General features: G+C 68.0%; 6 protein-coding genes and 1 pseudogene. 6 read left to right on the top strand and 1 reads right to left on the bottom strand.

All coding sequences use genetic code 11. The features are described from left to right. From RMO30_RS07800 to RMO30_RS07775, 6 genes are all read left to right on the top strand, one after another. Window positions 1-578 (top strand): DUF2520 domain-containing protein (locus RMO30_RS07800; RefSeq protein ID WP_309711597.1); only part of this gene is annotated, 578 nt, incomplete at its 5' end. Then, a complete protein-coding gene (panC, locus tag RMO30_RS07795) occupies window positions 575-1,429 on the top strand; it encodes a pantoate--beta-alanine ligase (protein ID WP_309711594.1) in 855 nt (284 codons plus the stop codon). The genes RMO30_RS07800 and panC, both read left to right, overlap by 4 nt. Window positions 1,430-1,438: 9 nt before the next feature. After that, the gene (gene lysS / locus RMO30_RS07790; RefSeq protein ID WP_309711591.1) at window positions 1,439-2,938 is read left to right on the top strand and encodes a lysine--tRNA ligase; all 1,500 of its coding nucleotides are present in this window, start codon (window positions 1,439-1,441) and stop codon (window positions 2,936-2,938) included. A gap of 97 nt (window positions 2,939-3,035) precedes the next feature. Next, window positions 3,036-3,641 (top strand): hypothetical protein, encoded by a 606-nt coding sequence (locus RMO30_RS07785; RefSeq protein WP_309711589.1) that lies wholly within the window; start codon window positions 3,036-3,038, stop codon window positions 3,639-3,641. Beyond that, window positions 3,638-3,775 (top strand): hypothetical protein, encoded by a 138-nt coding sequence (locus RMO30_RS07780; RefSeq protein WP_309711586.1) that lies wholly within the window; start codon window positions 3,638-3,640, stop codon window positions 3,773-3,775. Before RMO30_RS07785 ends, RMO30_RS07780 begins: the two co-directional genes overlap by 4 nt. A gap of 110 nt (window positions 3,776-3,885) precedes the next feature. Then, entirely contained in the window at window positions 3,886-4,071 is a 186-nt protein-coding gene (locus RMO30_RS07775) for a hypothetical protein (RefSeq protein WP_309711583.1), read from the top strand. A gap of 33 nt (window positions 4,072-4,104) precedes the next feature. On the opposite strand, the pseudogene RMO30_RS07770 reads toward RMO30_RS07775, so the two are convergent. Beyond that, window positions 4,105-4,452, bottom strand: a pseudogene (locus tag RMO30_RS07770) (hypothetical protein); the annotation flags it as partial.

Genomic DNA, 4,452 nt, shown 5'->3' with positions numbered 1-4,452 from the left:
TGCTGCCGAACGTTCCGGTGCTCACCGTTCCTGAAGTGGTCGAGCGGGCCGAACTCGTGCTGCTCGCCGTTCCGGCCGCCGAACTCGCGGATCTCGTTGCGGGGCTCGCGGCGACGGGAGCATGGCAGCCCGGGCAGCTGGTCGTGCACACGGCCGCTGAGTTCGGGATCGGTGTGCTCGCCCCGGCGACGGCGGCCGGAGTCATCCCGATCGCCCTGCATCCGGCGATGGCGTTCACTGGCACGAGCCTCGACCTCGTACGCCTACGCGAATCGTGGTGCGCCGTGACGGCGCCGACGCCCGTGTTGCCGATCGGTCAGGCCCTGGTCGTGGAGATGGGGGCAGAGCCGATCGTGATCGCCGAAGCTGATCGGGCGGCCTATGCCGACGCGATCGCGGCCGCTAGGGAGTTCTCGGGGGCGATCGTCGCGCAGGCCGCCGGCACCCTCGCCGCGATCGGTGTCGATCGCCCGGGCAGCGTGCTCGGCCCGCTCGTGCGGTCGGCCGTCGAGAACGCGCTCGGCGCGGCGGGCGTTGTCGGCGCCGCTACGATCGACGCGGAGGCACCGGAATCGTGAGCAGTCCCGTCGTCGTTGAGGCGATCGCCGGAATCCGGTCGGAGCTCGCGTCGGCGCGGTCGGCCGGCAAGACCGTCGCTCTCGTTCCCACCCTCGGCGCACTGCACCAGGGCCACCTCGCCCACGTCGAGCGGGCGCGCGAACTGGCGGATGTCGTCGTCGTGTCGATCTTCGTCAACCCCCTGCAATTTGGAGCGAACGAAGACCTCGCGAAGTATCCGCGCGACCTCGACGGCGATCTCGCTCTGTTGGCTCCGCACGGCGTCGAGTACGTGTTCGCGCCGACCGCCGCCGAGATGTACCCGGACGGTGGTACTCAGGTGAAGGTCACCGGCGGCCAGGTGGCGTCGCTTCTCGAAGGCCGCTCGCGCCCCGGCCACTTTGACGGAGTGCTGACCGTCGTGGCGAAGCTGCTGCAGATCGTGCAGCCGAACGTCGTGACCTTCGGACAGAAGGATGCGCAGCAGTTGTTCCTCGTGCAGCGAATGGTGCGCGACCTGAACATCGCGGTCGAGGTCGAAGTCATCGAGACGGTGCGCGAAGCCGACGGAGTCGCGATGTCGAGCCGTAACCGCTACCTCGGGCCGAACGAGCGCAAGGCCGCCCGGGCGCTCAGTCGCGCTCTCGAAGCCGCGCAGTCGGCGAGCGACCGCGGCATCGACACCGTGTTGGCTGCGGCGCAGTCGGTGCTGATGGATGAGAAGCTGGTCACCCTTGACTATCTCAAGGTCGTCAATCCGAAGACGTTCCTCCCCGTCGACGACAGCCACCGGGGGCTTGCACGGGTGTTGATCGCCGCGCAGGTCGGCCCGGCTCGCCTCATCGACAACGACTCCCTCTACCTGAATTGAGCTTTCGCTGTGACTGACGAGACGCCGGAAATCGAGGACATCGCCGAGCAGAAGGCTGTCCGGCTCGCGAAGCGCGAACGCCTGATTCAGGATGCCGAAACGGCCGGCGAGGGTGCGTATCCCGTTTCCGTACCGATCACGTCGACGATCGCCGACGTGCGGGCGAAGTTTCCCGACCTCGAGGTCGACGCCCAGACCGGGGAGGTTGTCGGGGTCGCCGGGCGCGTGGTGCATCTGCGCAACACGGGAAAGCTGTGTTTCGCGGCGTTGCAGGCGGGCGACGGGTCGCGCATCCAGGCGATGGTTTCGCTCGCCGAAGTAGGTGAGCCTTCGCTCGAGCGCTGGAAGGATCTCGTCGACCTCGGCGATTTCGTCTTCGTCTCGGGCGAAGTGATCTCGTCGCGACGGGGGGAGCTCAGCATCCTCGTCGCCGACTGGAAGATCGCCGCCAAAGCGCTCATGCCCCTGCCGAACCTGCATTCCGAACTCTCCGACGAGACCCGGATGCGGCAGCGCTACCTCGACCTCATTACGCGCGAGCAGGCTCGAGCAACGGTGAAGGCCCGCGCGACCGCGGTCGCAAGCCTGCGGGCGACGTTTGCCGGGCAGGACTTCCTCGAGGTCGAGACGCCCATGTTGCAGACGATCCACGGCGGAGCATCCGCCCGGCCGTTCGTCACCCACAGCAACGCGTTCGATACCGAACTCTTCCTGCGCATCGCGCCCGAGCTGTTTCTCAAGCGCGCCGTCGTCGGCGGGCTCGAGCGGGTATTCGAGATCAACCGCAACTTCCGCAACGAGGGTGCCGACTCGACCCACAGCCCCGAATTCGCGATGCTCGAGGCCTACCAGGCGTACGGCGACTACAGCTCGATCGCCGACCTCACGCAGGAGCTCATCCAGAACGCCGCGCGAGCTGTCGCCGGGTCGACGACCGTGACCTGGGCCGACGGCACCGAGTTCGACCTCGGCGGCGACTGGGCACGACTGCCGATGTACGCGTCGCTGAGCGAAGCGGCGGGGGTCGAGGTCACCCCGCAGTCGACGGTGCCCGAGCTCGAGAAGCTGGCCGCCACCGTTGGTGTCGAGGTCAACCTCCCCACTCACGGGAAGCTCGTCGAAGAACTCTGGGAGCACTTCGTGAAGCCCGGCCTCTCGGCGCCGACGTTCGTGATGGACTTCCCCGTCGACACCTCACCGCTGGTGCGCGACCACCGGACGATTCCGGGCGTCGTCGAGAAGTGGGACCTCTACGTGCGCGGTTTCGAACTCGCGACCGGCTACTCCGAACTGGTCGACCCGGTCATCCAGCGCGAACGATTCGTCGAACAGGCCAAGCAGGGCGCGCGCGGCGACGTCGAGGCGATGCGGCTCGACGAGGAGTTCCTGCGCGCGATGGAGCACGGGATGCCGCCGATGGGCGGAATGGGGATGGGAATCGACCGCCTGCTGATGGCGATCACCGGCCTCGGCATCCGCGAGACGATCCTCTTCCCGTTGGTGAAGTAGGGGTCCACCCCCGAACTGGCGGTGGTGACGTTGCGGGGCCTTGAGTAGCCTTTGAGAACCCCCGAAGTCCTTTGAGCCCCCGCAGAAGGAAACCCCCGTGCCGAAGCTCCCGGCCCGGCGTATCCCCGTCATGATCACGCTTGCCGTCCTCGTCGGCGTCGGATCCGCCTCAATTCCGGCTCCCGCGCGCGCATCGGACGGCCCGATAACGGTTCCCGTCAGCCCGGTCGACGGGGCCCTGTTCGACGTCGGCGACCTCGAGTTCGTCTGGACTGAGCCGCGCGACGCCACGGGGTATGAACTGCGGAGCGGTCTCGACGGCAGGGTCGATCCCAAAGGGGCGCTCGTCGATGCCCCCTCGACCACCACCCTGCTGACGGTGACGCCTGTGCTCGTGGTCAACGGCCTTCCGGAGGGCACGTACTACTGGCAGGTGCGGGCTCGCGATGCCGCCGGCGAGCCGGGTTCGTGGTCGGATGTCCGCGAGGTCACGGTCGACTTGCCTGGCGAGGGCGGCGGGCTGCAACTCGAGACGCTCGCGCTGGACGACTACGTCATCGAGCAAGCGCCCCTGGCGCCGACGGTCGTATCCGGGGGCCCGGGCGGCGTCGGCCTGGTGTCGATCCTGATCGCGGGGCTCTTCTCGGTGCTGCTGCTGAGCGTCGTGGTGCGCCGAGCGGTGACTGTTAGGGTGCGTTCGTGAGCCAGAACACGCCCCGAACCCCCGGTGAGAAGCCGCAGATTTCCCCAGCCCGCATCACGGTATGGATTGCGGTCGGCGGCATCGGACTCTTCCTGCTCATCAGCGGCATCGTCGGCATCATCGCCAAGGGCTGATGGACCGTCGCAGTTCGCGGCTCGTGATGCTCATCGGGCTCGCGGTCATCGTCGGCACGATCGCGATCGCCTGGGTCGTCGCGCGATAGTTCACCGGTTAGCCTGGATGCATGCCTGATGACTTCTGGGGCAACGCGATCTTCTCGCTCGTGCCGACCCTTCTGTTCGGCCTGCTGTTCTGGTTCGTGTTCCGCGCGATCTTCCGCTCCGACCGCGCCGAGCGCGAGGTCGCCGCTCAGGTCGAGGTCGAGGAACGCGCCAAGCGTGCCGCAACGAAGGAACGCGCCGACTCCTGAGTGCCGACGCGTTCGCGTGGTCGTTCTCGAGGGTCAGACCTCGGGGGTAGGCGGCGTGTTCGGCGCGCGCGGTGCGCTGGGCTTCTCCTCTGGGGCGTCGGGCGTGGCGGGCGGCTCGACGGCGGGCACTTCGACGGCGGGCGCCTCGACGATCGGGACGGTCGGGGCGGTTTCGGAGCCCGCAACCGCCGCCTTCTTCTTCGCCTGCGAACGCACGAACAGCAGCACAGCGACCACGGCCGCGATGACGAGCAGCACGACCAGGCCGATACCGACGATCAGCAGGATGGGCGGGCCTGCAGGAGTCGCCGAGCCGCGGGCCGACATCTCGAGGCGCTGGTCGACCGCGGTAGCCCACGTGACGGTGGTACCCGAGAGTTC

The sequence above is a fragment of the Pseudolysinimonas sp. genome (genome assembly GCF_031389465.1).
Taxonomy (GTDB): domain Bacteria; phylum Actinomycetota; class Actinomycetes; order Actinomycetales; family Microbacteriaceae; genus Pseudolysinimonas_A.
The sequence above is the reverse complement of the archived record's forward strand: the minus strand, read 5'-3'. Positions and strand labels throughout refer to the sequence as shown.